Source organism: Micromonospora cremea (assembly GCF_900143515.1).
Taxonomy (GTDB): Bacteria; Actinomycetota; Actinomycetes; order Mycobacteriales; family Micromonosporaceae; genus Micromonospora; species Micromonospora cremea.
Window position 1 is genome coordinate 2,111,355 of record NZ_FSQT01000002.1, and the last position, 26,307, is coordinate 2,137,661.

General features: G+C 70.4%; 24 protein-coding genes and 2 tRNA genes. 13 read left to right on the forward strand and 13 right to left on the reverse strand.

The window, feature by feature from the left end:
* Positions 1-4 precede the first annotated feature (4 nt).
* Positions 5-1,009, forward strand: coding sequence for a D-alanine--D-alanine ligase family protein (locus BUS84_RS23235; protein ID WP_074319039.1), 1,005 nt, complete (start codon positions 5-7; stop codon positions 1,007-1,009).
* Positions 1,010-1,150: 141 nt separating this feature from the next.
* Here BUS84_RS23235 and BUS84_RS23240 read toward each other — a convergent pair whose 3' ends face one another.
* The 9 genes from BUS84_RS23240 to rpmH all read right to left on the reverse strand — a co-directional run bounded on the left by BUS84_RS23240 (position 1,151) and on the right by rpmH (position 10,154).
* Positions 1,151-2,131 (reverse strand): hypothetical protein, encoded by a 981-nt coding sequence (locus tag BUS84_RS23240; protein ID WP_074315556.1) that lies wholly within the window; start codon positions 2,129-2,131, stop codon positions 1,151-1,153.
* Between the two features lie 1,840 nt (positions 2,132-3,971).
* A complete protein-coding gene (locus tag BUS84_RS23250; protein WP_074315559.1) occupies positions 3,972-4,985 on the reverse strand; it encodes a ParB/RepB/Spo0J family partition protein in 1,014 nt (337 codons plus the stop codon).
* Positions 4,986-5,012: 27 nt separating this feature from the next.
* Positions 5,013-5,984, reverse strand: coding sequence for a ParA family protein (locus BUS84_RS38705; protein ID WP_425293504.1), 972 nt, complete (start codon positions 5,982-5,984; stop codon positions 5,013-5,015).
* Between the two features lie 607 nt (positions 5,985-6,591).
* Entirely contained in the window at positions 6,592-7,302 is a 711-nt protein-coding gene (gene rsmG, locus BUS84_RS23260) for a 16S rRNA (guanine(527)-N(7))-methyltransferase RsmG (protein WP_244298894.1), read from the reverse strand.
* A 160-nt stretch (positions 7,303-7,462) separates the two neighbouring features.
* Positions 7,463-8,023 (reverse strand): Jag family protein, encoded by a 561-nt coding sequence (locus tag BUS84_RS23265; protein ID WP_425293505.1) that lies wholly within the window; start codon positions 8,021-8,023, stop codon positions 7,463-7,465.
* A 275-nt stretch (positions 8,024-8,298) separates the two neighbouring features.
* A complete protein-coding gene (yidC, locus tag BUS84_RS23270; protein ID WP_074315566.1) occupies positions 8,299-9,282 on the reverse strand; it encodes a membrane protein insertase YidC in 984 nt (327 codons plus the stop codon).
* Positions 9,279-9,569 carry a membrane protein insertion efficiency factor YidD gene (gene yidD, locus BUS84_RS23275; RefSeq protein WP_074315568.1) on the reverse strand — a complete coding sequence of 97 codons (291 nt, stop codon included), beginning with the start codon at positions 9,567-9,569 and terminating at the stop codon, positions 9,279-9,281. Before yidD ends, yidC begins: the two co-directional genes overlap by 4 nt.
* Positions 9,566-9,982, reverse strand: a complete 417-nt coding sequence (rnpA, locus tag BUS84_RS23280) for a ribonuclease P protein component (protein WP_074315570.1) — start codon at positions 9,980-9,982, stop codon at positions 9,566-9,568. The genes yidD and rnpA overlap by 4 nt, the downstream gene beginning before the upstream one ends.
* A gap of 34 nt (positions 9,983-10,016) precedes the next feature.
* Complete coding sequence (gene rpmH / locus BUS84_RS23285) at positions 10,017-10,154, reverse strand: 50S ribosomal protein L34 (protein ID WP_074315572.1); 138 nt, start codon at positions 10,152-10,154, stop codon at positions 10,017-10,019.
* Between the two features lie 546 nt (positions 10,155-10,700).
* Between rpmH and dnaA the strand changes: the two genes are divergently transcribed.
* The 5 genes from dnaA to BUS84_RS23310 all read left to right on the forward strand — a co-directional run bounded on the left by dnaA (position 10,701) and on the right by BUS84_RS23310 (position 17,215).
* The gene (dnaA, locus tag BUS84_RS23290) at positions 10,701-12,608 is read left to right on the forward strand and encodes a chromosomal replication initiator protein DnaA (protein ID WP_244298895.1); all 1,908 of its coding nucleotides are present in this window, start codon (positions 10,701-10,703) and stop codon (positions 12,606-12,608) included.
* A 785-nt stretch (positions 12,609-13,393) separates the two neighbouring features.
* Positions 13,394-14,527: a DNA polymerase III subunit beta gene (gene dnaN, locus BUS84_RS23295; protein WP_074315573.1), complete on the forward strand. Its 1,134-nt coding sequence runs from the start codon at positions 13,394-13,396 to the stop codon at positions 14,525-14,527.
* Between the two features lie 40 nt (positions 14,528-14,567).
* Positions 14,568-15,440, forward strand: a complete 873-nt coding sequence (gene gnd / locus BUS84_RS23300) for a phosphogluconate dehydrogenase (NAD(+)-dependent, decarboxylating) (protein WP_074315575.1) — start codon at positions 14,568-14,570, stop codon at positions 15,438-15,440.
* 16 nt (positions 15,441-15,456) lie between these two features.
* On the forward strand, positions 15,457-16,590 hold the full coding sequence (gene recF / locus BUS84_RS23305) for a DNA replication/repair protein RecF (RefSeq protein WP_074315576.1): 1,134 nt from the start codon (positions 15,457-15,459) through the stop codon (positions 16,588-16,590).
* Positions 16,580-17,215 carry a DciA family protein gene (locus BUS84_RS23310; RefSeq protein WP_074315578.1) on the forward strand — a complete coding sequence of 212 codons (636 nt, stop codon included), beginning with the start codon at positions 16,580-16,582 and terminating at the stop codon, positions 17,213-17,215. The genes recF and BUS84_RS23310 overlap by 11 nt, the downstream gene beginning before the upstream one ends.
* A 9-nt stretch (positions 17,216-17,224) precedes the next feature.
* Here BUS84_RS23310 and BUS84_RS23315 read toward each other — a convergent pair whose 3' ends face one another.
* Positions 17,225-17,452, reverse strand: a complete 228-nt coding sequence (locus tag BUS84_RS23315; RefSeq protein WP_074319041.1) for a hypothetical protein — start codon at positions 17,450-17,452, stop codon at positions 17,225-17,227.
* 119 nt (positions 17,453-17,571) lie between these two features.
* Between BUS84_RS23315 and BUS84_RS23320 the strand changes: the two genes are divergently transcribed.
* Positions 17,572-18,075, forward strand: coding sequence for a MarR family winged helix-turn-helix transcriptional regulator (locus BUS84_RS23320; protein WP_074315580.1), 504 nt, complete (start codon positions 17,572-17,574; stop codon positions 18,073-18,075).
* On the opposite strand, the gene BUS84_RS23325 is transcribed toward BUS84_RS23320, so the two are convergent.
* A complete protein-coding gene (locus BUS84_RS23325; RefSeq protein WP_074315582.1) occupies positions 18,060-18,614 on the reverse strand; it encodes a hypothetical protein in 555 nt (184 codons plus the stop codon). The two genes, BUS84_RS23320 and BUS84_RS23325, sit on opposite strands and share 16 nt — an antisense overlap.
* A 523-nt stretch (positions 18,615-19,137) precedes the next feature.
* Here BUS84_RS23325 and gyrB point away from each other — a divergent pair.
* The 6 genes from gyrB to BUS84_RS23355 all read left to right on the forward strand — a co-directional run bounded on the left by gyrB (position 19,138) and on the right by BUS84_RS23355 (position 25,155).
* Positions 19,138-21,084 carry a DNA topoisomerase (ATP-hydrolyzing) subunit B gene (gyrB, locus tag BUS84_RS23335; protein WP_074315585.1) on the forward strand — a complete coding sequence of 649 codons (1,947 nt, stop codon included), beginning with the start codon at positions 19,138-19,140 and terminating at the stop codon, positions 21,082-21,084.
* Positions 21,085-21,214: 130 nt separating this feature from the next.
* Positions 21,215-23,737, forward strand: coding sequence for a DNA gyrase subunit A (gene gyrA, locus BUS84_RS23340; protein WP_074315587.1), 2,523 nt, complete (start codon positions 21,215-21,217; stop codon positions 23,735-23,737).
* A gap of 4 nt (positions 23,738-23,741) precedes the next feature.
* A complete protein-coding gene (locus tag BUS84_RS23345; RefSeq protein ID WP_074315589.1) occupies positions 23,742-24,644 on the forward strand; it encodes a DUF3566 domain-containing protein in 903 nt (300 codons plus the stop codon).
* A 149-nt stretch (positions 24,645-24,793) separates the two neighbouring features.
* Positions 24,794-24,867: transfer RNA gene (locus BUS84_RS23350), tRNA-Ile, on the forward strand.
* Positions 24,868-24,909: 42 nt separating this feature from the next.
* The gene (locus BUS84_RS39075) at positions 24,910-25,038 is read left to right on the forward strand and encodes a DLW-39 family protein (RefSeq protein ID WP_208869723.1); all 129 of its coding nucleotides are present in this window, start codon (positions 24,910-24,912) and stop codon (positions 25,036-25,038) included.
* 41 nt (positions 25,039-25,079) lie between these two features.
* Positions 25,080-25,155, forward strand: a tRNA-Ala gene (locus BUS84_RS23355).
* Here the strand turns inward: BUS84_RS23355 and BUS84_RS23360 are convergent.
* Together BUS84_RS23360 and BUS84_RS23365 are read right to left on the reverse strand one after the other, a co-directional pair.
* Positions 25,126-25,371: a tyrosine-type recombinase/integrase gene (locus BUS84_RS23360; protein ID WP_074315591.1), complete on the reverse strand. Its 246-nt coding sequence runs from the start codon at positions 25,369-25,371 to the stop codon at positions 25,126-25,128. The two genes, BUS84_RS23355 and BUS84_RS23360, sit on opposite strands and share 30 nt — an antisense overlap.
* Before the next feature lie 4 nt (positions 25,372-25,375).
* Positions 25,376-26,209 (reverse strand): alpha/beta fold hydrolase, encoded by an 834-nt coding sequence (locus tag BUS84_RS23365; RefSeq protein ID WP_208869724.1) that lies wholly within the window; start codon positions 26,207-26,209, stop codon positions 25,376-25,378.
* Between the last annotated feature and the right edge of the window lie 98 nt (positions 26,210-26,307).

The following is a 26,307-nucleotide window of genomic DNA, read 5'->3' on the forward strand; positions in this document are numbered from 1 at the left end:
CGGCATGGCTACGACCGCTGCCGAGCGCCTCCACGTGACCAATTCCGCCGTCGCGGCCGACCTGCACGTGCTGGTACTCGCCGGCGGGCTCTCCTACGAGCGGGACGTCTCGCTGCGCTCCGGTCGCCGGGTGCTCGACGCGCTGCGCGCCGTCGGCGTCGAGGCCGAGCTGCGGGACGCCGACGTGGCCCTGCTGCCGTCGCTAGCCGTCGACCCGCCGGACGCCGTGGTGATCGCACTGCACGGCGCCACCGGCGAGGACGGCTCGCTGCGCGGAGTGCTGGACCTGTGCGGCATCCCGTACGTCGGCTGCGACGCCCGTGCCTCACGACTCGCCTGGGACAAGCCCTCGGCCAAAGCGGTGCTCCGCGAGGCCGGCATCCCGACCCCGGACTGGGTGGCTCTGCCCCACGACCGCTTCTCCGAGCTGGGTGCGGTGGCCGTGCTCGACCGGATCGTCGACCGGCTGGGCCTGCCCCTGATGGTCAAGCCGGCGCAGGGCGGGTCGGGGCTGGGTGCCGCCGTGGTCCGTGACGCCGCGTCGCTGCCGGCCGCGATGGTCGGTTGCTTCGCGTACGACTCCACGGCCCTCGTGGAGCGGTACGTGCCGGGCATGGACGTGGCGGTCTCCGTGGTCGACCTGGGCGACGGACCGCAGGCGCTGCCGCCGGTGGAGATCGTGCCGCGTAACGGCGTCTACGACTACGCCGCCCGTTACACCGCCGGGCGTACCACGTGGCACGCCCCGGCCCGGCTGGAGCCGGAGGTGGCCACCACGGTGGCCGACGTGGCCCTCGCCGCGCACACCGCGCTCGGCCTGCGAGACCTCTCCCGGGTCGACGTGATCGTCGACGCCGCCGGTCACGCGCATGTGCTGGAGGTCAACGTCTCGCCCGGCATGACGGAGACGTCGCTGCTCCCGCTCGCCGTGCAGGCGGCCGGCCTGGACTTCGGTCGCCTCCTCGGCTCCCTGGTCACCCGGGCCGCCGCCCGCCGCACCACCTCCTGAGTTCCCCGCCGCCACCGCGCCCAGCCACCGCGCGCCACCGCCGTGCCCGGCTCTCGCCTGGTGCCGCCAGCGGGTCGATCATGAGGTTGGCGGGTGCGCACGGCGCTGCGGCCGACGCCAACCTCATGATCCAGTCGGCAGTCAGCGTGGGGTGGGGGTGTCCTCGGATGTGCTGAGGTTGCCGGTGGGTGGGGTGCCGGTCGCAGCGGCCGTGGCGGTGCGGCCGTCGGTGCCGGCTGCGTCCGCCGGACCGGGTGCTGGTCCGCTGGTGGGTTCGGTTATCGGGTCGGTGGTGGCGGCGGTTCCGGTTGCCGGATCGGTGGCGGTGGGGCCGGTTCCCGTGTCGGTGCCGCGGTCCGTGTCCGTGTCGCGGTCCGTCTCGGTGTCGCCGTCCGTGGCGGTGTCGCGGTCCGTGTCGGTGTCGGAGCTGGCGTCGGAGGCTGGCTCCGGGATCTCCGCTGCCGCTTCGATGACCGAGACCGCCTCCGCCGCGGCCGCGGCGGCGTCCGCAGCGGCGGACTGTGCCAGCAGGCTGGACGGTGCCTGCCACTGGATGCGGGGCGGCTCGGCGAGCGGTCGGCCACCGAACTCGGCGAGCCAGGCGGCGACGAGCGCCAGGTTCTCCCGCCACTGCGCCTCGGAGATTGGCGGCAGGATCGAGTCCCACAGCGACAGGAAGGTGCCCCGCAGCTGAAGCCGCCCGTACGGCCGGGCGAGGAACCACATGTGCAGATGGGCGGAACCATCGCCCCACCTGTTGACGTGCACCCGGGCCACACCGTCCAGCGATCGGATGGCCCGCTCCAGACGGACGGTCATCACGCCCAACTCGGCGGCGAGCAGGTTCGGCAGGTCACCCAGGTCGAGGTGGGTCCGCGATTCCAGGATGAGCACCATGGGCAGGCCGGTGGGCCGGTCCATGGCGCGTACCCGCCACCGCTCTCCCACCCAGATGTAGGCGTCGTCAGGAGCGTTGCAGGCGGTGCATTCCCGGAGGCCCTCGCCCTTGCGTGGCGGTTCGACCGGGACCGGATCGTCGAGCTGCTTTACGCGGAGGTCGCCCTCGAAGGGAAACGAGGGCCACTGGGTGAAATCCGGGACTGAGGGAGGGGTGTCGTGCACGACGCTGACCCTAACCGAGTCTGGCACCGCTGTCCCTACCAGTTTGATCCCTCCCGGTCCACCCGATCAGCGCTCATCGTCGATCGATGTACGGATCACCAAACCGCGAATGGAGGGATATCCACAGGCCGCCGAGGTCCTGAACACGGGCCGTCATCCACAGGCTGGCACCCGCTTTCACGCGGTGTTTCACGTGAAACAGGGGGTGCCTGTGGACAACCGGTGTGGATAACTTTTTGGCCGGCCGTTCGTTGCCCGCGATCCGCCTGCGGGACACCGGCCGCGACTCCGCCGACGTCGAGTGTCGGGACGGTGCTGAGGCTCGACATCGCGGTGGAGCCACCCGCAGCTCGGTCGGCTTCGAGGCTGCTGCGGCGGGCCGGGCGGCGGGCCGGGCGAGCGCTCGGCGCGGGGCTCGGATGGGCCGAGTCGCACGGCCCGCGGAGGGCCTTCAGACGCTGAGCATGCGCTCGGCGGTCTGCGCGGGGCACCGGAGCAGGTCGTGCCGATGACTCCATGCTCTGCCCGCCGGCCCCTCGCCCACCGCCTCCGCTCTCCGCCCTCCGCCCTCCGCACCCATAGGCTCCGCCGTTGGCCGCGGCCTCGACCCTGCACATTCACAAGGCCGCAGTTTCAGGGATGTTGTCGTCTCGCGAGCGGTGGAGGCCACAACATCCCTGAAGTTGCTCGGATCTTCGCCGGACTCACAGGGCGTTTGGTGGAGCGGGTCTGGAGGACCGCGCGCGACAACCGCGCCAGCCTTCGGGCCAGGCCGGGATCCTGGGGCCGCGGGCGCAAGCCAAGGCGCGGGCGCAAGCCAAGGCGCGGGCGCAGGCCCGGATCGAGCGCGAGGCGCAAAGACGAGCGCGTGTGGGGCGGCTGAGCCGGCGCCCGTGGGAGGCGCAGAACCCGCATCGGCGAAGGACCCGACGCGCGCGGAGCCCTCGCGCATCACATGACCCGAGCGCGGCGCGGGCCGCGCGTGAGGCACGTCCGCCGTGAGGCGCGGCCTGGCGTGAGGCGCGGACGCAGGCGAGCCGGGCGGAGCGCGGGTTCAGGCCAGTCCGAGCGCGCGGCGCGGGCGCAGAGCGAGACGGGTGACGCGGAGCCGGCGTGGGCTGAGCAAGCACGGCGAGAGGCTCGCGGACCACAGGTCGACGAAGCGTGCGATGAGGCCCATAAGCGCGAGGCACGGGCCCGCCGCGAGCCGCGCAGACACAGGCGCGGTGGCGACCAGGGTACGCGGCATGGCGCACGGGTCCCCTGTCCAACCCTCCGGGTCAGCGCAGCCCGAAGCGATCAGCCGCACGCGGGCACGAGTCGTCCGGGTGAGCCATCCGGACGCGGCGCAGGGCTCGTGGTTCTGCCGCGGACCAAAGAGCGCCACATCCGCAGTCAAGCCGAGGAGGCACCGACGGTACGGATGACGAACGGCCGCAGGACACGCCACCCGTCCAAGACCACCACGCCGCACTCTCAAGGCCGCAGCGGGCTCCTGAGCGGGCGCAAGAGGCCTTCCCGTCCCAGCCGCCCAGGACCAATCCGACGATCACCACAGGCGCCTCCATGTTTCACGTGAAACGGCTCCGCGGCACGCCGACGGCGGCACGGCGAACAAGGCACGGCGAACAAGGCACAGCGAACAAGGCACAGCGAACAAGGGGCCACACCGAGGGCAGTACCCGCTCGCGGAACACGGCGACCCACAGCCAACGTCGCCCGCATGCATCCGAACGTCGACGGCCGAGCCAGCGCATCCGTTTCACGTGAAACCGACGCGGCCGGATGCAGAACGGCCGCGCACCCCGAGGGGAAGCGCGGCCGCAGGCGGGCGGGGCGATCAGTCCCCGGCCTCCTCCTGTTGCACTCCGATGATGCCGACGATCCGCTCCAGGTCGTCCACCGTCGCGAACTCGATGGTGATCTTGCCCTTGCTCCGGCCGATGTCCACCTTCACCCGGGTGTCGAACCGATCCGACAACCGGTCGGCGAGGTCGGTCAGGGCGGGCGCGTGCGGCTTCGGTCGCCGCTTCGCGGCCTGGCCCTTCGCCGGCCCGTCGTTCAGCGTCAGGGCCACGATCTCCTCGGTCGCCCGGACCGACAGTCCCTCGGCCACGATCCGCAGCGCCAACTGTTCCTGCGCCTCCGACTCGTCGAGGCTCAGCAGGGCACGGGCGTGGCCAGCGGACAGGATGCCCGCGGCCACTCGGCGCTGCACCTGGGCCGGCAGGTTCAGCAGCCGGATGGTGTTGGAGATCTGCGGCCGGCTCCGGCCGATCCGGCGAGCCAACTCCTCGTGGGTGGCACCGAACTCTTCGAGCAACTGCTGGTACGCGGCGGCCTCTTCCAGCGGGTTCAGGTTGGCCCGGTGGATGTTCTCCAGTAGCGCGTCCCGGAGCATGGCGTCGTCGCGGGTGTCCCGGACGATCGCCGGGATGCTCTCCCGCCCTACCGCCTGGGCGGCCCGCCACCGCCGCTCGCCCATCACCAGCTCGTACTTCTCGTCGTCGAGCTGCCGGACGACGATGGGCTGGAGGAAGCCGACCTCCTGGATGGAGGTCTTCAGCTCCTCGAGCGCCTCCTCGTCGAAGACCTGGCGGGGCTGCTTCGGGTTCGGCACGATCGCGTCGACCGGGATCTCGGCGAATCGGGCTCCCGGCACCGGGCTGAGCGTGGGCTCCGGCTCGCGGGCCGGCGGACCGGCGGGCGCCGTCGACACGGCTGCGACCGACTCATCCTCCACGTGCCCGTTCTCCGGCTCGGCCGTCAGGGTGCCGGCAGCACCCGGCACCGGCCCGGTCGGGATGAGCGCCCCCAGGCCCCGACCCAGACCGCCCCGAGGACGGTTCTTCATGCCACGCCTCCCAGCGAATCGTCCGCACTACGCATTCCGGCCCACCGGCTCCTTGACGCCCCGCTCGGCGATTTCCTGGGCGGCCTCGAAGTAACTCGTGGCGCCGCGCGAACCGGGATCGTAGGTCATCACCGACTGGCCGTAGCTGGGTGCCTCGGAGACCCGGACGTTGCGGGGGATGACCGCCTGGAGCACCTTGTCGCCGAAGTGGTTCCGGACGTCCTGCTCGACCGCGTCCGCCAGGCGGGTCCGGCGGTCGTACATCGTCAGCAGGATGGTCGAGACGTCGAGCTTGGGGTTGAGGTGTTGCCGCACCAGGTTGATGTTGTTGATCAGCTGGTTGAGCCCCTCCAGGGCGTAGTACTCGCACTGGATCGGGATCAGCACCTCCTGCGCGGCGACCAGGGCGTTGACCGTGAGCAGGCCGAGCGAGGGCGGGCAGTCGATGAAGACGTAGTCGAACTGCCCCGGGTAGGCGGCGATCGCCCGGTCGAGGCGCGACTCCCGCGCCACCACCGACACCAGCTCGATCTCCGCGCCGGCCAGGTCGATCGTCGCGGGTACGCACCACAGGTTGGGGATGCCCTCGACCGCCTGCGCCACCTCGGCCAGCGGCACGCTGTTGATCAGGCAGTCGTACACGTCGGGTATGCCGGTGTGGTGCGGGACGTTGAGGCCGGTCGAGGCGTTGCCCTGCGGGTCGAGGTCCACCACGAGCACCCGGTTGCCGTGCAGGGCGAGTGCCACCGCAAGGTTGACCGTGGTCGTGGTCTTACCCACGCCGCCCTTCTGGTTCGCGACGCACATGACCCGGGTCCGGTCCGGCCGAGGCATGGTCACCTCGCCACTGGGATTCAGGATCTGCACGGCGCGCATCGCCTCCATAGCCAACGGTGGGTCATCCTCTTCGCGCGTCGGGGTTTCACGTGAAACGTACGTGGGGTCGGCCGCCACGGCAGCCAGTGACTCGGCTGACGCGACCGGCACGTCGGCAACCACCGGCTCGGCGTCCCGTGCCACCGCCGCGGTGGGTTGATGCGGAACCGCCGGCTCGAAGCGAACCGCCGCGACCGTGTTCCGGCGACCCGAGGTCGGCCGTACGTCGGCGGCGTTGACCGGTCGGGTCACCGCGTCCGGTGCCCGACGGACAGCCGCCGATTCCGTGGTGTCGGGTCCGGCCGGCTTGCCCGCAGGCTCGTCGCGCGACACCAGCGGGTCGTCGCCCGCCGGTTGAGGCGAAGGCCCGGAAGCGCCGGGCGACCAGCTCGGGTAGTCGGTTTCACGTGAAACGGGGTCGCTGGTTGGCCCCGTCACGCGTGGATCGTCGTACCTGCCGTCGTCATGCACCTGTCATCCCTACCCGCTTCGGATGGTCGGTTCGCGCCCCGGTCAACTTGGCCGCACCCGCGCTCGCACCCCCGGAGCGTACGGCCCCTCGTGAGCGGTCGGAGGCCCGCGACGTCCGTCGCCCGCTCCACACTATCGACGCGCGATCAGCCTACGGCGGACGGGCGTGGCCGGTCCACGTCGGGTTCTCATCCCCTCGTGCCATCCGTACCGGTACAACGAGACAACCCAACGGCCGGACGCCCGATGGCGCGAAGCGTCAACGGCGGCGTGGCCGCCCGCTCCGGGAGCGCTTGCTGGCGGCCGGGCGAGGCGGACCGACCATCCGCTCACGGACGATCTCCACGACGGTGGCAGGTGGATCGATCACACCGACGCCGCAGAGCTGCACGCTCGGCTCTCCGCCGCCGAGCCGCTCCACCACCGCGGCGTGCTCGTTGATCTCCTCGGCGGCGGACGCGCCCTTGAGCGCCAGCAGCCGCCCGCCGCGCACCGCCAGCGGCAGGCTCCAGGCCGCCAGTCGGTCCAGTGGCGCGACGGCACGGGCGGTCACCACGTCCCCGCTGATGGGTTCCCGGCCACTCGATCCACTGGCCGCTTCATCGGCCCGCCCTCGGAACACCCGCACCGATCTGGTCAGGCCGAGACGCTCGACGACCTCGATCAGGAACGACGTCCGTCGGGCGAGCGGCTCGATCAGGGTCACCGTCAGGTCGGGGCGCGCGATGGCCAGGACCAGGCCGGGCAGACCGGCGCCGGAGCCGACGTCGAGCACGGTCGCGTCTGCGGGGATCCGCTCGGCGACCGCGGCGCAGTTCAGCAGGTGCCGGTCCCAGATCCGGGGGGCCTCCCGGGGGCCGATCAGACCGCGGACCACTCCGTCGGTGGCCAGCAGCTCGGCGTACGCGGCGGCCACGTCGAGCCGATCGCCGAAGAGGGTCAGGGCAGCCGGCGCCAGCTCGGGCGGCAGTTCCGCTTCGGACGGCGACGGCGCACCGCCACCCGCACCGTCTTCCCTTGCCGGATCAGTGTGGGCGCCGGGGGTTCCGGGCCGGACAGCGGACGGCCCGGGCGGCGCGCCGCCCGGGCCGGTCACGGTGTCAGCCGTGGTGTCGTCGTGGGTCACCCGGTCAGTCCGCTGGCCGTACGACGATGCGCCGGCTCGGCTCGACGCCCTCGGACTCGCTCACCACGCCGGACATGGCGTTGACCACGTCGTGGACGCACTTGCGCTCGAACGCGGACATCGGCTCCAGCTGGACCGGCTCGCCGTACTCCTTGACCTTCTCAACCGCGTTCTTGGCCACCGCGGCGAGCTCCTTGCGGCGGTTCGCCCGGTAGCCGCCGACGTCCAGCAGCAGGCGGCTCGGGGTACCGGTCTGCCGGAAGACGGCGAGCCGGGTCAGCTCCTGGAGCGCCTCCAGGGTGGCCCCGCGCTGACCGACCAGGTTCTGCAGCCGGGCACCGACCACCTCGACCATCGGCCGGCCGCCGGCGACCAGCTCGTCGATGTCGCCGTCGTAGTCGAGGATGTCGAGCAGGCCTTCGACGTAGTCCGCCGCGATCTCGCTCTGCCGGAACAGTTCGCCCTCGCCCGCGGTCTTCTTCTCCCGGCCGCCGGCGGTGGCCTCGGTGGCCTCGGTGTCGTCGTCGGCCTCCGTGTCGTCATCGGCCTCGATGTCGTCGTCCACCGCGAGCGGCGCGGTCTCCTCCTCGTCCAGGGACTGCTCGGCGCGGGGGATGCTGGTCTCGGTCACGGTCTCATCTCCGTACTAGCTCGGCCGGACCGTCGGGTCCGCTGGTTTCCCGGGGCCGGCGGGAGGTCGCCGGTGCCCACGGGCACGTCTGTACGGGCAGTGTCGCCCGTGGCCGCGTCACGCGCGGTCGGTTCCGTCCGGCGCCGGCCATACGGCGGCTGCGCGGTGCGGAACGGGCCGCCGCCGGTCGCCCGACGACGGCCCGGACGTCAGCCCTGCCGCTTGGCGGGGCGGCTCTTCTTGGGGTTCACCGGCTTGGCACCCGGCTTCGGCCCGGCCACCTTGGGCGCGGTCGCCTTGACCGGCGCCGGCGGGGCCGACTTGCCACGCCCGAACAGGCCACCCGACTTGGCGGGCTGCACCGGGTTGCGGGCGGCGGGGGTGGTGGCCTTGGTGGCGGTCACCGGCGGCGGGAACTTGCGCAGCACCCACTGCTGCTGGCCGAGGGTGAAGAGGTTGTTGGTGACCCAGTAGATGATCACGCCGATGGGGAAGATCGCGCCGGAGATCAACAGCGACGCGGGGATGCCGTAGAGCATCAGCCGCTGGATCATCCGCTGCTGCGGGTCCTCCGCCCAGCCGGTCTTGAGGATCATCTGACGGCTGGTCAGGTAGGTGGTGGCGATCATCACCAGGACCAGGATGCCGGCAATGATCTTGACCGTGGTGCCGTTGGCGCCGAGGCGGGCCAGCTCGTCGGCCGTGGAGCCGAACTTGCCGGCGATCGGAGCGGTGAAGAGCTTCGCCTGCGAGGCGCTCTCGAACTGGTCGGCCGTCCAGCCGTAGAGGGTCTTGCTCTGCTTGGCCGGGTCGAGCCGACGCAGCACGTGGAAGAGGCCGAGGAAGACGGGGATCTGGAGGAACATCGGAAGGCAGCCCATGAGCGGGTTGGCCTTTTCCTTCCGGTAGAGCTCCATCATCTCCTTCTGGAGCGTCTCCCGGTCACCCTTGTGCTTCTCCTGCAGCTCCTTGACCTTGGGCTGAAGCGCCTGCATCGCCCGCTGCGACTTGATCTGCTTGACGAAGACCGGGAACAGGATCACCCGGACCGTGACGACCAGGAAGACGATGGCCAGGATCCAGGCGAAGTTGGTGCCGATCACCGCGTTGACGGGCACCCCGATGGCGTCCCAGGCAGAGTGCCAGGTCAGCAGGATCCACGAAATCGCGTAGTAGATCCAGTCGAGACTCAATTCGGTGCTCCAGTCACATCGGCACGACGGCGACCGCCCGGCTCCGGCACCGGGTCATGTCCACCAGGGTGGAAGGGGTGGCAGCGCAGCAGTCGCCGGACCGCCAGCACAGCTCCCCGGAGCGCGCCGTGCCGGGCCACCGCCTCCTGGGCGTACGCACTGCACGACGGGTAGAACCGACAGCGGGCCGGCAGTGCCGGACTTATCCACCGACGGTACGCGATGATGGGCGCGATCAGCACCCTGGCACCGGTTGTGGGGCGGGGGGCGGTGGGCTCCGGGCTCATCGGGACCTCCGCTCCCTGGGTGACCGGGCGACGGCGATGGCGGCGTCCAGGTCGGCGGCGAGTCGGGGGTACGACGCCTCGGCCGCCGCCGGAAGCGCTCGGACGACCAGGGTGCTGCCGGCGGGAAGCACAGCCAGCCGCTCCCGGACCAGCGCCCGAAGCCGACGCCGGACCCGGTTCCGGACCACCGCGTTGCCGATGGCCTTGGACACGACGAAGCCGGCGCGGGTCGGCGTGGAGGGTTGCTCCGCACCGTTGTCCCGCGCCGGCTCCGGCGAGGTCGGTGTGCTGCGGTCGGCGGTCGTCGGCACGGTCAGGTGGACCACGACGGCGCCTCGTCCGGCGCGTCGGCCACCGCGGACCGCTGCGGCGAAGTCAGTGCTGCGCCGCAGTCGCTGTGCGGCGGCCAGCACGACTGCCCACGTCCCCCGGACCGGCCCGGTCGGCTCAGGCCGACAGGGTGGTGCGACCCTTGGCGCGGCGGCTCGAGAGGATGGCACGGCCGGCACGGGTGCGCATGCGCAGCCGGAAGCCGTGGGTCTTCGCGCGCCGGCGGTTGTTCGGCTGGTAGGTGCGCTTGGTCACGTCAGGCTCTCCGTTTTCGTACGCGCCCCGGGCGACGGGATCGCCGGGGTCGTGGGGTGGTCCAGGCCACCTCGACGGTGGCCACCGATCGGTTGCTGCCCGGCGGACCGGGACCTCGGCGATGCGGGGATGCGACCGCGGGCAGCAAGCACCCATCACCCTAGCAGAGGGCGAGAGAGCAGCCGCTCCAGCCTACGCAGGGGTGCAATGACCGTCAAACACCTCGCGGCGGCGGAGATCGGGACGCGCCCGGGGACCGAAGGGGCGGTTTTCGCTGATGCCGACAAGGACCCGGCCATGTCGCCGGTTGATGGCGCAGGGACAACGCTGTTACCGTGCCCGATTGCGGTGAGCGTCGGAAGCTCCGGTCGTCGCGCGCAGGCAAGACCGGACACGGTAGTGAATCGTTCGGCACGGTGAACCCGCTTCAGCGCCCGTTCAGGCAGGGGGCAGGTCCCACCCGCGTCCGGCGGGCGGCCACAATCGGTCGGTACACAGGCTGTGGATAACCTGTGGACGACCACTGGTCAACCGTCCGGGTGGGTGATGTTGCACCCGCGAACGCGGCGGGCCCGGGACGGCCGGCTGGCAGACAGCGGCGGCCGGGAGCAGAGGCGAGGGGGTGGCACGACGGTGGCCGGTACGACCGACCTTGCCGCGGTGTGGTTAGCGGCGACCGACGAGCTCGCCGACGAGATCATCTCCGCCCAGCAGCGCGCCTACCTCCGACTGACCCGGCTCCGGGCGATCGTCGAGGACACCGCGCTGCTCTCCGTCCCGGACGCGTTCACCCGCGACGTGATCGAGTCACGGCTGCGCCCGGCGATCACCGAGGCGCTCACCCGGCGGCTCGGCCGGCCGATCCAGGTCGCGGTCACCGTGCGGGTGGCCGAGGACACCGCCGGCCGCCCGGCTGGCACCGTCTACCGCAGCGCCCCCGAGCAGGGGTCGATCGACGCCGAGGGTTCGCCCGCCGGCCCGTCCGACGACGAGCATTCCGGCCGGTCGGCGACCGATGCGCTCATTCCTGAACAGCAGCACCCGGCGCGAGCGCACGAGCCTGCCGCGCCACCGGCTCCGTCCGGTCCGCCGCTCGCCGACGGGCACCGGTCCGGGCTGATTCCGGCCAGCCGCGACGGGCAGGAGGCGTTGTTCAGCGCCGCGTTCGTGGAGCCGCTGCGGACGCCCCGCCCGGCGCCGGACCGGCGCGGCTACGACGAGCAGACTGCCCGCCAGGACCCGCCGGGCCCGGACACCCGGCCCTACGAGCCCCGCTACCGCGAGGACGCGGCGTCACCGCGGGACCAGCACGTGATCCGTGCGCTGCCCCGGGACAGCGGGACCGACAGCGGTCCGGGTCGCAGTGCTGTGGATCATCGCACCGGGGGCCGTGACGACCGCCGGCTGCCCGGCGCCGACACCGGCGGCAACCGGCTCAACCCGAAGTACATGTTCGAGACGTTCGTCATCGGCTCGTCCAACCGGTTCGCCCATGCGGCGAGCGTGGCGGTGGCCGAGTCACCGGCGAAGGCGTACAACCCGCTGTTCATCTACGGCAGCTCCGGGCTGGGCAAGACGCACCTGCTGCACGCCATCGGGCACTACGCCACGACGCTCGGCAACGCGCGCTCGGTGCGGTACGTCTCGACCGAGGAGTTCACCAACGACTTCATCAACTCGCTCCGGGACGACAAGACCAGCGCGTTCCAGCGGCGCTACCGCGACGTCGACATCCTGCTGATCGACGACATCCAGTTCCTGGAGAACCGCGAGCGCACCCAGGAGGAGTTCTTCCACACCTTCAACACGCTGCACAACGCCAACAAGCAGATCGTGATCACGTCGGACCGGTCGCCCAAGCAGCTCGCCACGCTGGAGGACCGGCTGCGCACCCGGTTCGAGTGGGGTCTGCTCGCCGACATCCAGCCGCCGGACCTGGAGACCCGGATCGCGATCTTGCAGAAGAAGGCGGCGCAGGAGCGGCTCTACGCCCCGCCGGACGTGCTGGAGTTCATCGCCTCCCGGGTGTCGAACTCGATCCGCGAACTGGAGGGCGCGCTGATCCGGGTGACCGCGTTCGCCAGCCTGACCCGGTCGACCGTCGAGCTCTCGCTGGCCGAGGAGGTCCTGCGGGACTTCATCCCGGACGGCGCCGGTCCGGAGATCACCGCGGACCAGATCATGGTCTCCACGGCGGACTACTTCGGGGTGAGCCTGGAGGACCTGCGTGGTCAGTCCCGCTCCCGGGTGCTGGTCAACGCCCGCCAGGTGGCCATGTACCTGTGCCGGGAGTTGACCGAGTTGTCGCTTCCCCGGATCGGGCAGGCCTTCGGTGGCCGGGACCACACCACGGTCATGCACGCCGACCGCAAGATCCGCCAGCAGATGGCCGAACGGCGCTCGCTCTACAACCAGATCGCCGAGCTGACCAACCGGATCAAACAGAACACCTGAGGCGTACGCCCGCCGTCGCGACGGCACGCAGCCCGGGACACGCCCGGCCGGAGACCCGGCCGGGCGTTCTTTTTCGCCTCCGGCGGTCTCCGACTTGACCCTCGACATGGTGCAGACCACAGGATCGACGCCGTGACCGCTTCGATGCTCACTCGTTGTCCACAGCTCGCTGTCCACCGTCGGTGGATAACTACGGTCCGTTCTCCGCCAGTTACCCACAGGCTGTGGAGAAACCCTGTGTACGACGCTGTGGATGGCTGGGGACAACGGCGAGGTTGTCCACCGACGACCGTCGCCCTGTGTACGGCCTGTTGAAGGTTCTGGGGATGGACGCCAATGGTGATCTTCTTGGCGATCCACAGGCTTGGGGAGAAAGTCGGTGGATTACCGGTGGACAACCGGTGGACAACGGTGGACAACCGGCCGTCGCGGCCGGGCTGTGGACACGCAAGGCGGTTGTACCCCCGGTTCTCCACAGCCAAATCACCGGTGGATAACCTGTCTGAGCTGCGCGGACCCGGGTTCTCCACAGTTTGCACAGGTGCGATGAAGACGATGAGTTATCTCTTCTAAGAGAACAAAAACCAATCATCACCGTTGGACTTTCTGTGGATCGGGCCGAACGCTGCCGGATCAGCCGGTCAGCATCGACACGATCCATGGGGCCGGGCGCACAGCCGATGCCCCCGCGCCCTAAAGTGCGATGGGTACCCGCACGGTTGGGCGGGACGGTAGGCAGCGGTCGGCATGAGAGAGTTGTCGCTGACGTCGACGCGGAGGCATTGATGAAGTTCCGAGTGGAGCGCGACGCGCTCGCCGAGGCCGTGGCCTGGACCGCGAAGAGCCTGCCGAGCCGGCCGTCCGTACCGGTGCTGGCAGGGGTGATGCTGCGCGTCACCGACGGCAACCTGCGGGTCTCCGGGTTCGACTACGAGGTCTCCAGCCAGGTCACCGTCGAGGTGCAGGGCGACGCCGACGGCGCCGCGCTGGTCTCAGGTCGCCTGCTCGCCGAGATCACCAAGGCACTGCCAGCCAAGCCGGTAGACATCGCCGCCGTCGGCGCCCACCTCGAGCTGGTCTGCGGCAGCGCCCGGTTCACCCTGCCCACCATGCCGGTGGAGGACTATCCCGCGCTGCCCGAGATGCCGCAGAGCGCCGGCACGGTCGACGCCGCCGCGTTCGCCACCGCCGTTTCCCAGGTGGCCATCGCCGCCGGCCGCGACGAGACGCTGCCGATGATGACCGGCGTCCGCGTCGAGCTCTCCGGCAGCACCCTGTCGATGCTCGCCACCGACCGCTACCGGCTGGCGCTGCGCGAGATCCAGTGGCGGCCGGACGACCCCGAGGTGAGCATCAACGCCCTGGTGCCGGCTCGCACCCTGAACGACACCGCCAAGGCGCTCGGCCCGCTGGGTGGCGAGGTCACCCTCGCCCTCGCCCAGGGCGCGGCGGGTGAGGGCATGGTCGGCCTCGCCGGTGGCACCCGACGCACCACCAGCCGGCTGCTCGACGGAGCCAACTACCCGCCGGTGCGCTCGCTCTTCCCGGCCACCCACAACGCCGAGGCCCGGGTGCCGGTCAGCACCCTGATCGAGGTGGTCAAGCGGGTCGCGCTGGTCGCCGAGCGGACCACCCCGGTGCTGCTCAGTTTCAGCGCCGACGGTCTCGTGGTCGAGGCCGGCGGCTCGGAGGAGGCGCGGGCCAGCGAGGCGATGGAGGCCACCTTCACCGGCGACGCGCTGACCATCGGGTTCAACCCGCAGTACCTCATCGACGGCCTGGCCAACCTGGGCTCCCAGACCGCCATGCTCTCGTTCGTCGACGCCTTCAAGCCCGCGGTGATCTCACCCGCCGGCGAGGATGGCGAGGTCATTCCGGGGTACCGGTACCTCATCATGCCGATCCGCGTGTCCCGCTGATCGCGCGCACCGATACCCAGATCCACGGAGGTAGGAACACATGCAGCTCGGCCTGGTAGGACTCGGCCGTATGGGCGGCAACATGCGGGAGCGGTTGCGGGCCGCCGGCCACGAGGTGGTCGGCTTCGATCACAACGCGCAGATCAGTGACGTGACGACCCTCGCCGGGCTGGCTGAGAAGCTCGAGTCGCCGCGCGCGGTCTGGGTCATGGTGCCCGCCGCAGTCACGGACGCGACCATCGACGAGCTCGCCGCGGTGCTCGGCGAGGGTGACATCATCATCGACGGCGGCAACTCCCGGTTCAGCGACGACGCCCCGCGCGCCGAGCGGCTCAACGAGCGCGGCATCGGCTACCTGGACGTCGGCGTCTCCGGCGGCGTCTGGGGCCGGCAGAACGGCTACGCGCTGATGGTCGGCGGCGCCCAGGAGCACGTCGACCGGCTGATGCCGATCTTCGACGCGCTCAAGCCCGAGGGCGAGTTCGGCTTCGTGCACGCCGGGCCGGTCGGCGCCGGGCACTACTCCAAGATGGTGCACAACGGCATCGAGTACGGCCTGATGCACGCCTACGCCGAGGGCTACGAGCTGCTGGCCGCCTCCGAGCTGGTGACCAACGTGCCGGGGGTGTTCAAGTCCTGGCGGGAGGGGACCGTGGTCCGCTCCTGGCTGCTCGACCTGCTGGACCGCGCGCTCGACGAGGACCCGGAGCTGGCCGAGCTGAGCGGTTACACGGAGGACACCGGCGAGGGTCGGTGGACGGTCGACGAGGCGGTCCGGCTGGCCGTGCCGCTGAACGTCATCACCGCCTCGCTGTTCGCCCGGTTCGCCTCCCGGCAGGAAGACTCGCCCGCCATGAAGGCCGTCGCCGCGCTGCGTCAGCAGTTCGGCGGCCACGCCGTGCACAAGCGCTGAGCGGTATCCACACCCTGTGTATGTCCACCGGCTGGAACTGGTCGACTTCCGCTCGTACGAGCGGGTCGCCGTCGACCTCCAGCCGGGGGCGAACGTCCTGATCGGCGCCAACGGCGTCGGCAAGACCAACCTCGTCGAGGCGCTGGGCTACGTGGCGACCCTGGACTCGCACCGGGTCGCCACGGACGCGCCGCTGGTCCGGATGGGCGCCACCTCGGCGGTGATCCGCTGCGCGGTGGTGCACGACGGCCGTGAGCTCCTGGTCGAGCTGGAGATCGTGCCCGGCAAGGCCAACCGGGCCCGACTGGGCCGATCCCCGGCGCGGCGGGCCCGGGACGTGCTGGGCGCCCTGCGACTGGTGCTCTTCGCGCCCGAGGATCTGGAGCTGGTCCGGGGCGACCCGGCCGAGCGCCGTCGCTACCTGGACGACCTGCTGGTCAACCGGCAGCCCCGGTACGCCGGCGTGCGGGCCGACTACGAGCGGGTGGTCAAGCAGCGCAACGCCCTGCTGCGTACCGCGTACCTGGCCCGCAAGACCGGCGGCTCCCGGGGCGGCGACCTCGGCACCCTCGCCGTCTGGGACACCCACCTGGCCCAGCACGGCGCGGAGCTGTTGGCCGGCCGGCTGGAGCTGGTCGCCGCGCTCACCCCGCACGTGTCCAAGGCGTACGACGCGGTGGCCGCCGGGCGTGGAGCCGCGGGCATCGCCTACCGGCCCTCGATCGAGCTGGCCGAGCCGACCACCGACCGTGGCGAGTTGGCCGCCGCGCTGACCGCCGCGCTCGCCGCGTCCCGCTCCGCCGAGATCGAACGGGGCACCACCCTGGTCGGCCCGCACCGCGACGAGCTGGCGCTGACCCTCGGTCCGCTACCCGCCAAGGGGTACGCCAGCCACGGCGAGTCCTGGTCGTTCGCGCTCGCGCTGCGACTGGCCGGGTACGACCTGCTGCGCGCCGACGGCATCGAGCCGGTGCTGGTGCTCGACGACGTCTTCGCCGAGCTGGACACCGGCCGCCGGGAGCGGCTGGCGGAGCTGGTCGGCGGCGCGAGCCAACTGCTGGTCACCTGTGCGGTGGACGACGACGTGCCGGCCGCTCTGCGGGGCATCCGCTACCAGGTCGGCGAGGGGACGGTACGCCGTGTCGGATGAGTCACGCCCCGACCGTCCGGACGCTGGCCGGGATGACCGGCGGGCCAGCGATGCCGCGTCCGCGGGTACCCCGGGGTCGAAGGCGACCGGGGGCGACGGCGGCGGGCAGCCGGATGCCGCCACCGGGCCGGAGCTGGCCCGGGCGGTGCTCGACGCGGCGTTGTCGCGGCGGCAGACGGCGGCCCGCGCCCGGCGTACCCCCGGGGGCGGCGACGGCGGCGACGGCTCTGGGCGGCGGCTGCGCGGCTACTCCGGCCCGGGCCCGGACCCGCGCGACCCGCAGCCGCTCAGCGTGGTGCTGAACCGGTTGATGAAGGCGCGTGGCTGGCAGCAGCCGGCGGCCGAGGCCACGGTGTTCGGTGCCTGGGAGCGGGTGGTGGGCGCGGAGGTCGCCCAGCACAGCCGCCCGGTCAAGCTGGAGAACGGCGAGCTGACCGTGGAGGCCCGCTCGACCGCCTGGGCGACGCAGCTGCGGCTGCTCGCCGGTTCGCTGCTCAAGCAGATCGGCCGGGAGGTCGGCCACAACGTGGTGCGCAAGCTGCACATCCACGGCCCGGCCGCGCCGTCCTGGTCCAAGGGCCCGCGTCGGGTACGCGGCCGGGGGCCGCGGGACACCTACGGCTGAGCGGGCGCCTCAGCTCCGCCGGTCGGCCTCCTTGGCGGCCCGCTTCCGTTCGCGCTGTTCGCGGGTGTAGCGCTTGCGCTCGGCCAGGTCGCGCTTCCACGCCTCGCGGGCCTCGGCCGAGCCGCCCTGTACCGCGCCCTGCACGCCTTCGGCCGGGCCGGCGAGGTGCCGGAAGGCCCAGCGCAGGAGTCGGCCGCCCTCGCCCGGAGCCCTGGTGACCGCGCCGTCCTCGCTCATCTGCCGCACCTTCCCGCGTCGTGTAGGTCTCGCCCATCGAACGAGCAGCTAATTGGGACACCAATGGTTGGTGTACCAATGATTGGTACGATAGCCATCGTGCTTGGGGAGGGCAACCGATGAGCGAGAAACCGGAAGGCGTCGACCCGCTGGCGCTGGAGCAGCAGGTCTGTTTCGCCCTCTCGGTGGCCGCGCGCAGCGTGGTGGCGGTCTACCGGCCGCTCCTGGAACCGATGGGGCTGACCCATCCGCAGTACCTGGTCATGTTGGCCCTCTGGCAGCACGCACCGCTGTCCGGCCGTGACCTCAGCCGGCTGTTGCAGCTCGATCCGGGCACCCTGTCGCCCCTGCTTAAGCGGCTCGAAGCCGCCGGCTACCTGCGCCGCGAGCGCGACGCCGCCGACGAGCGCAGCCTCGCCGTCACCCTCACCGCCAGCGGTGTCGCACTACGGAGCCAGGCCGAGCTGATCCCGGCCGCGATCGTGCAGCGACTCGGCCTGCCGGTCGAGGACCTGCAACACCTGCACGCGGTGCTGACCCAGGTGATCGCCGCGGCCAACCGGCCCCGGGGCGACGACCAGAGCGCCGCCGACCCCGAGCCGGCCGGTCAGGCGTCGGCGTAGACGGCGAAGCCGCGCTCGGCGCAGCGCCGGTAGAACGCCGCCAGGACGCCCAACTCGGCGCAGGTGAAGTTCCACTGCGGCGGCTCGCCGCTCTCGTCGCGCAGCGCGTCCAGCCGGCTTTCCAGCCAGCGCAGCTGCTGCTCAGCCAGCCGTCCGTCGCCGAGCAGCGAACGCAGCACCGTGCTCACCGACTCGAACGTGACCGCCTCGCCGTGGGCGCGGTGGCCGGTGACGAACCGTTCGATCCCGCCGGCGATCCAGGCGCAGCCGTCCGGGTCGATCACCGGGTCCTCGTCCTCGGCCGCGGCGTCTGTGGCATACAACACACCTTCGAGGCCGAGCAGCAGATCCACCAGCTCGGTGTACGCGGTCGCCCGGACGGTGCCGGTCTTCGCGATCAGCTCAGCCAGCGCCGCCGTCGGAGCGGAGATTCGCGGCAGGTCGACGATCTCGCCGAAGTCGACGAACTCGGCCGGCGCGACCGGATCGTAGAAGCGGCCGGTCCGCGGCCAGTGCACCGCGACGTTGTCCAGCCCCATCTGTCACCTCTTAAAGAGCACGTGTCGGGTCGATCGGGTCGATCGTCCCGGTTCCAACCGGTAAAGATCAAGGCCGCTTCCGGGGCGCCGCAAACCTACGGCACCGGCGGTCCGGCCGCGACCCCCGACCCGCCCGGCCGCGGGTCAACCCGTTCCGGGGCGGCGCGTCCGATCGGAGCCTGGCGTGTGGGGGGAGTCGCGGGCGATGGGGTTCTGCCGGCTATGGACTTCTCAGCCGCCTCGCTGAGGGTGCCGAGTGGTGGTTCTGTCCTCCGCGCACAGTAGGATTGACAGTGAGACGAAGACCCGGTGCGGAGCGAGGGACGGGGCCGATGGCCCCGGAATCATTCTCCACGTCGGGTCGAGCCGATCGCGATCCGCGGGCAAACCGCGGCGACCGGCGCGTTCGACCCGCTGTCCGGAAATCTCCGGCACCGGTCCGCGCGTCGACGTCGCGTCCTGTCCGCCGAACCCGCGCCCGACGCGCCCTTCCGGCGCGGACGACGCGAGAAAGTGGCCGAGGGTGGCAGCGCAGGACAAGCAGGAGTACGGCGCAGAGTCGATCACCGTTCTCGAGGGGCTGGAGGCGGTTCGCAAGCGGCCCGGTATGTACATCGGGTCCACGGGCGAGCGCGGTCTGCACCACCTCGTCTGGGAGGTCGTCGACAACGCGGTCGACGAGGCGCTGGCCGGATACTGCGACACCATCGACGTCGTGCTGCGCGCCGACGGCGGGGTCCAGGTCACCGACAACGGCCGTGGCTTCCCGGTCGACCTGCACCCGAAGCTCAAGAAGCCGGGCGTCGAGGTCGCGCTGACCGTGCTGCACGCGGGCGGCAAGTTCGACGGCAAGGCGTACGCGGTCTCCGGTGGTCTGCACGGCGTCGGCGTGTCCGTCGTGAACGCGCTCTCCACCCGGATGGCCGTGGAGATCCACAAGTCCGGTTTCGTGTGGCGGCAGCAGTACAACAACTCCAAGCCCGGTCCGCTGGACAAGGGTGAGACCACCGACAGCACCGGCTCGGCGGTCTCCTTCTGGCCCGACCCCGACGTCTTCGAGACCGTCGACTTCGACTTCCAGACCATCTACCGGCGCCTCCAGGAGATGGCCTTCCTCAACCGTGCCCTCCGCATCCACCTGCTCGACGAGCGGGTGGCCGAGGAGGAGGACGGCCGGCAGCGCGAGGTGACCTTCTTCTACGAGGGCGGCATCGCCGACTTCGTCCGGCACCTCAACGCCTCGAAGAACCCGATCCACAAGACCGTGGTCGAGTTCGGCGCCGAGGAGGAGGGGATGTCGCTCGAGATCGCCATGCAGTGGAACGAGTCGTACGGCGAGTCGGTCTACACCTTCGCCAACACGATCAACACGCACGAGGGCGGCACCCACGAGGAGGGCTTCCGGTCCGCGCTGACCAGCGTGGTCAACCGGTACGGCACCGACAAGAAGCTGCTCAAGGGTGACGAGAAGCTCTCCGGCGAGGACATCCGGGAAGGCCTCGCCGCGATCATCTCGGTCAAGCTGGCCAACCCGCAGTTCGAGGGCCAGACCAAGACCAAGCTCGGCAACACCCCGGTGAAGAGCTTCGTGCAGCGGGTCTGCAACGACCGGCTGGTCGACTGGTTCGACCGCAACCCGGCCGAGGCCAAGATGATCATCCAGAAGGCCTCCCAGGCGGCTCGCGCCCGGATCGCCGCGCAGCAGGCGCGCAAGCTGGCCCGCCGCAAGTCGCTGCTGGAGTCCGGCTCGATGCCGGGCAAGCTGGCCGACTGCCAGTCCACCGACCCGCGCGAGTCCGAAGTCTTCATCGTCGAGGGCGACTCGGCGGGTGGCTCGGCCAAGCAGGGCCGGGACCCACGGACCCAGGCGATCCTGCCGATCCGCGGCAAGATCCTCAACGTGGAGAAGGCCCGGATCGACCGGGTGCTGAAGAACAACGAGGTCCAGGCGCTGATCACCGCGCTGGGCACCGGCATCCACGACGATTTCGACATGGAGAAGCTGCGCTACCACAAGGTGGTGCTGATGGCCGACGCGGACGTCGACGGCCAGCACATCCAGACGTTGCTGCTCACCCTGCTGTTCCGCTTCATGCGTCCACTCGTCGAGATGGGCCACGTCTACCTGGCCGCCCCGCCGCTCTACAAGATCAAGTGGAACAAGAAGGGCGACGACGCGCAGTACGCCTACTCCGACCGTGAGCGGGACGGGCTGATCGCGCTGCGCCAGCAGAAGAAGCCGAACGCCAAGCCGGACGACATTCAGCGGTTCAAGGGCCTCGGCGAGATGAACTATCCCGAGCTGTGGGAAACCACGATGAACCCGGCGACGCGTACTCTGCGTCAGGTCACGCTCGACGACGCGGCGACCGCCGACGAGTTGTTCAGCGTGCTGATGGGTGAGGACGTCGAGGCGCGCCGGTCGTTCATCCAGCGCAACGCCAAGGACGTGCGGTTCCTGGACATCTGATGGAGCTCGGCGGGTCGGCCGGGGCGAACCCGGCCGACCCGCCGATCCACAGAGTTATCCACAGCTTGGCCAGTATCCACAGCCGTTATCCACAGCACGAAAACGACTCTGAGTCTGATAAGGGTATACAGTGACCGATTCCCCCGAGTCCACACCGAACGAGCCAGAGGTCCCCGCCGAGGCCATCGCCGCCGTGGTCGCGCACGACCGGATCGAGCCGGTCGGGCTCGAGGTGGAGATGCAGCGCTCCTACCTCGACTACGCGATGAGCGTCATCGTCGGTCGTGCGCTCCCGGACGTCCGGGACGGGCTGAAGCCGGTCCACCGCAAGATCCTGTACGCCATGTTCGACTCGGGCTACCGGCCGGACCGCGGCTACGTGAAGTGTTCCCGGGTCGTCGGCGACGTGATGGGTCAGTTCCACCCGCACGGCGACTCGGCGATCTACGACGCGCTGGTCCGGATGGCGCAGCCCTGGTCGCTGCGGTATCCGCTGGTGGACGGCAACGGCAACTTCGGCTCTCCGGGCAACGACCCGGCCGCCGCCATGCGGTACACGGAGTGCAAGCTCGACCCGCTGGCCATGGAGATGCTGCGGGACATCGACGAGGACACCGTCGACCTGCAGGACAACTACGACGGCCGGGCCAAGGAGCCCACCATCCTGCCGTCGCGGATCCCCAACCTGTTGGTGAACGGCTCCGAGGGCATCGCGGTCGGCATGGCCACCAAGATCCCGCCGCACAACCTGCGGGAGATCGGCGCGGCGGTGCAGTGGTGCCTGGAGCACCCGGAGGAGGACGAGGAGACCACCCTCGAAGCCCTGCTCGGAATCGTCAAGGGTCCGGACTTCCCGACCCACGGCCTGATCGTCGGCACCACCGCGATCCAGGACGCGTACCGCACCGGTCGCGGCTCGATCCGGATGCGCGCCGTGGTGGAGGTCGAGGAAGACAAGCGGGGCCGGCCCTGCCTGGTCGTCAGCGAACTGCCCTACCAGGTCAACCCGGACAATCTCGCCGAGCGGATCGCCGAACTGATCAAGGAGGGCAAGCTCGCCGGGATCGCCGACATCCGCGACGAGTCCTCCGGTCGTACCGGCATGCGGATCGTGCTGGTTCTCAAGCGCGACGCGGTCGCCAAGGTCGTGCTGAACAACCTCTACAAGCACACCCAGCTCCAGGAGACCTTCGGCGCCAACATGCTGGCGCTGGTCGACGGGGTGCCGCGCACGCTCAACCTGGCGCAGTTCATCCGCTACTACGTCGAGCACCAGATCGACGTGATCCGCCGGCGGACCGCGTTCCGGCTGCGCAAGGCCGAGGAGCGGGCGCACATCCTGCGCGGTCTGTCCAAGGCGCTGGACGCGCTGGACGAGGTGATCGCCCTGATCCGGCGCTCGCCGACGGTGGACGACGCCCGGCAGGGCCTGATCCGGCTGCTGGAGATCGACGAGATCCAGGCGACCGCGATCCTGGACATGCAGCTGCGCCGCCTCGCCGCCCTAGAGCGGCAGCGGATCCTGGACGACCTGGCCAAGCTCGAGATCGAAATCGCCGACCTCAAGGACATCCTCGCCAAGCCGGAGCGGCAGCGGAGGATCGTCTCGGAGGAGCTCGGCGAGATCGTCGCCAAGTGGGGCGACGAGCGGCGGACGCAGATCATCCCGTTCGACGGCGAGGTCTCGATGGAGGACCTCATCGCCCGGGAGGACGTGGTCGTCACGATCACCCGGACGGGGTACGCCAAGCGGACCAAGGCCGATCTCTATCGCTCGCAGCGGCGGGGTGGCAAGGGCGTCAGCGGCGCCACGCTGCGGCAGGACGACATTGTCAGCCACTTCTTCGTATGCTCAACCCACGACTGGATCCTGTTCTTCACGAACAAGGGACGCGTCTACCGGGCCAAGGCGTACGAGTTGCCGGAGGCCAGTAGGGTAGCCAAGGGCCAGCACGTGGCCAACCTGCTCGCCTTCCTGCCCGACGAGCAGATCGCGCAGATCATCGAAATCCCGAACTACCAGGTAGCCCCCTATCTGGTACTGGCCACGAAGAACGGCCTGGTGAAGAAGACGCGGCTCGAGGAGTTCGACTCCAACCGTTCCGGCGGAATCATCGCGATCAACCTGCGCGATGAGGACGAGCTGGTCGGTGCTGCGCTGGTTGCGCCGGAGGACGACCTGCTGCTGGTCTCCAAGAAGGCTCAGGCGATCCGGTTCAACGCCTCCGACGAGGCGCTGCGGCCGATGGGCCGGGCCACCTCCGGCGTGATCGGCATGCGCTTCACGGACGACGACGTCCTGCTCGCCATGGAGGTCGTTCGGGAGGGTCTGGACGTTCTGGTGGCCACGAACGGGGGATACGCGAAACGGACCCCGATCGAGGAATACCCGGTGCAGGGCCGGGGAGGTAAGGGCGTGTTGACTGCGAAGATCACCGAGCGGCGCGGTGGTCTGGTCGGCGCGGTGGTGATCGACCCGGACGACGAGCTGTTCGCGATCACCAGCAACGGTGGTGTCATCCGGACTCCGGTGAAGCCTGTACGCCGTACGCGTGACCGGAACACAATGGGGGTCAAGCTGATGGACCTCCCGGACGGCGTGACTATCGTGGCCATTGCTCGCAATGCCGACGAACCCGACGAACAGGACTAGTTGAATGACGGAGACACAGGCGAAGTCGGGGAACACGGGGACCTCGGCCAACCCGGTCGACGAGGAGGCCGCCAAGGGCGGCACACCAGCGACCGGCCGCGCGGCCGTGGGCCGGGCAACGGTCCCCGCCGACGCGCCTGCCCCGAAATTCACCCGGGCTCCCGGCATGACACCCCCACCGGACCAGCCCGGCGAGGACGGTGGGTCGGGCGACAAGACCGAGCCGTCCGGTGTCGAGGCGCCGGCGTCTCCCGAGGCACCCCCGGTGGCGGCGGCCCCGACACGTCCCACGACCACCCAGCCGATCAATGTCCGGCCCGGCGAGGCGTCGTCCACCGGGGCCACCGGCACCCAGCCCCGGATCACCCCCGGTATGAGCAAGCCGCAGCCGGACGGGGGACGTACCACCGGTGCCGGCCGCCCGGCCAGCGGCGGCGGCCTACCGCCGGGGATCGGTAACGCGTCGGCGGTCGGGGCGGCCCGGGTCGGCGACGCGGTACGCGCAGCGCGTACCTCGGTCAGCTCGGCCGCGTCCCGCGGACCGCGCCGGGCCCGTCTGAACCTCAAGCGGATCGACCCCTGGTCCGTGATGAAGTTCGCGTTCGCCGTCTCGGTGGTGCTCTTCATCGTCGTGGTGGTCGCCACGTCGGTGCTCTACCTGGCGCTGGACGCGATGGGGGTGTTCCAGAGCGTCAACGACAGCCTGAGCGACCTGGTGAACGCCGGCGGCGGGCAGAGCACCAGCGGCTTCCAGATCACCGCCAAGGGCGTGATCCTCAGCTCGGCGCTGATCGGCCTGGTCAACGTGGTGCTGTTCACCGCGCTGGCCACGCTGGGAGCGTTCGTCTACAACGTCTGCGCCGACCTCGTCGGCGGGATCGAGTTGACTCTCGCCGAGCGGGACTGAGCGATCGGGACGCCGGGGCACCGTGGAATGCGGTCGCTCCGGCGTCTCGTACTCAGGTAGGTTTTGCAGGCGTCGACGGCCCGGCTCGCGGGCCCGGACCCCGATTTGGGGCCGGCTGAGCGGATGGGTTAACCTTGCTCGTCGCACGCGGGGCTATAGCTCAGTCGGTTAGAGCGCAGAGCTGATAACTCTGAGGTCGCTGGTTCGATTCCAGCTAGCCCCACCGCACGTCGTCCGACGGTAGTCGAGCGCGAGGGGTGTCCCCATGTTCAAGAAGCTGCTGATTCTGGCCGGCGTCGTCGGCGTGGCCGCCGTCGTGTTCAACAAGGTCAAGGCCTCCAACGACGAGCGCGCCCTGTGGCACGAGGCGACCACCGCGCCCGACCTGCGCTGAAGTCCGGCCGGCGGCGAGCGATCGGCGCAGCAGCCGCCCACGGGGCCCTAGCTCAACTGGCAGAGCACTGCCTTTGCAAGGCAGGGGTTAGGGGTTCGAGTCCCCTGGGCTCCACCAGCACTTTCCTCGGTTGATCTCGGTCCCGAGTACGTACCAGAGCAGCTCCAGCACCGTCCGCAGATCCTTCCCCTGGTCTAGCAGGATCGTCGCGAACGCGTGCCGCAGGTCGTGCAGATGTAGCCAGTCGAGCCCGGCCGCCGCACGGAGCTGATTGAAGCGCCGGACGAAAAGCGCCCTTCCCGGCAGGTCGACATCCGACCACCGCAGGCCCAACAGCTCAGTCGGGTTGGGACAGAAAGACACTGACAGCGGCGGCGAACTGCGCTTGAGCATCGTGATGCACAACATGACCGGCTGGCAGCTCGACAAGACGGGCCTGGCCGGCGCGACGAGCGATCATCTCGCGCGCGTGGCCGGCTGCCAGTTCACCGCTGCGCGTTCCACGGATCAGGAGGGTGGGGCAGCTGACCGAATCCCAGTCCTTCCAGTGGTCACCGTTGAGTGCTTTCTGGGACACCACCGTGTCATCGATGTCGAACGAGAAGCCCCAGCCGTTCTTCGACCGGCGGTAGGAACACTCCAGATAGGGAGCCGTGGCGCCCAGGGCCGAGGCCAGCGCATCACGGGATTGCGCTTGGCGAGGCAGGCTGGTGGTGAACGACCAGTCGCAGTCCACAACCGCGCCTGCGTCCTCGACGATCAGGGCGGTGACCCGGTCCGCGTGCCGGCCGGCGTACTGGTAGGCGTTCACGCCGCCGAGTGAGTGGCCCAGCACCGCCACAGGACCGACTTCCAGATGCCGGTGGAAGGCGGCAACGTCGGCAACATAATCGTCCCGCTCATAGCTTTCGGCACGGTCCGAGGCTCCATGCCCACGCTGATCGAGCGCGATCACCCGCCACCGCGGTGCCAACGCCTCAGCCAGCGGCGCGAATGCCGACGCTTCGTTGTAGTGCCCGTGAAGAGCCAGGAGCGGAGTGCCCGAACCACCAAAGTCAAGATACGAGAGCCTTCGAGCCCCAACGGTGAAGAACCCACGCATGGCCTGGAATTTTAGACCCCTGCAGTTGGCCATGAACAGCGCGGACAGGGAGGCTTGCACCTCGACCACGTGCTGAGTGTCCCCGGTTGGGCTGTACACCCACTTGTACAGCCGAACCGGCCGACGCGGAAGGGTGCCGACCGGCATCAACCGACGAAGCGAGCAGG